The organism is Mycobacterium sp. 852002-51971_SCH5477799-a (genome assembly GCF_001667145.1).
In the GTDB taxonomy this organism is placed as follows: Bacteria; Actinomycetota; Actinomycetes; order Mycobacteriales; family Mycobacteriaceae; genus Mycobacterium.
In genome coordinates, this window is record NZ_LZIF01000095.1 from 1 (window position 1) to 602 (window position 602).

2 protein-coding genes are annotated in these 602 nt (G+C 62.5%); both read right to left on the reverse strand.

Translation table 11 applies throughout. The features are described 5' to 3' along the window. The coding region (locus tag A5753_RS13670; protein ID WP_067128626.1) for a WXG100 family type VII secretion target at positions 1-273 on the reverse strand (273 nt) is incomplete at its 3' end. A gap of 43 nt (positions 274-316) precedes the next feature. Continuing rightward, on the reverse strand, positions 317-602 hold a 286-nt coding region (locus A5753_RS13675; protein ID WP_197694688.1), incomplete at its 5' end, for a WXG100 family type VII secretion target.

Here is a 602-nt window from a genome sequence, read left to right on the forward strand (position 1 = left end):
GGACCCGACGGCGCTGTCGGTGCTGGCCATGTTGCTGCCCGCGGACTGAACCTTCTGTCCGTGCGCGTTGGCCTGCTCGTAGATGACCTGGAAGTTGCGACCCAACTGGGTGATGAACTCCTGGCATGCCACCGAACCCGCACCGCCCCAGAAGTCGCCGGCAGCAAGCACATCACGAACGATGGCCTGGTGCTCAGCCTCCAAGGACGCGGCCTGGGCACGGATCAAGGCACCGTGGGCGTCTACATCGCCGAACTGGTAGTTAATGCTCATTTGCATAGCTCCTTAAAGTGTTGAGCAGCAGCCGGTTCGACTGCTAGCTGCCGAGGATTTGCTGCGAGGCCTGCTCTTGCTGCTCGTAGTTATTCGCGTCGCGAATCAGTCCATCGCGCACTCCGTGGAGCATGTTGACGATGTTGCGGAAGGCCTGGTTGACCTGACCCATGGTGTCGTACGAGGTGGCCTGGGCCTGACCGCTCCAGCCCGAGCCGGCGATGTTCATCGACGACGCCCACATCTTGCGGGCCTCGTCCTCAACGGTCTGGGCGTGCACCTCGAAGCGGCCCGCCATCGCCCGCATCTCGTGCGGGTCGGTCATAAAA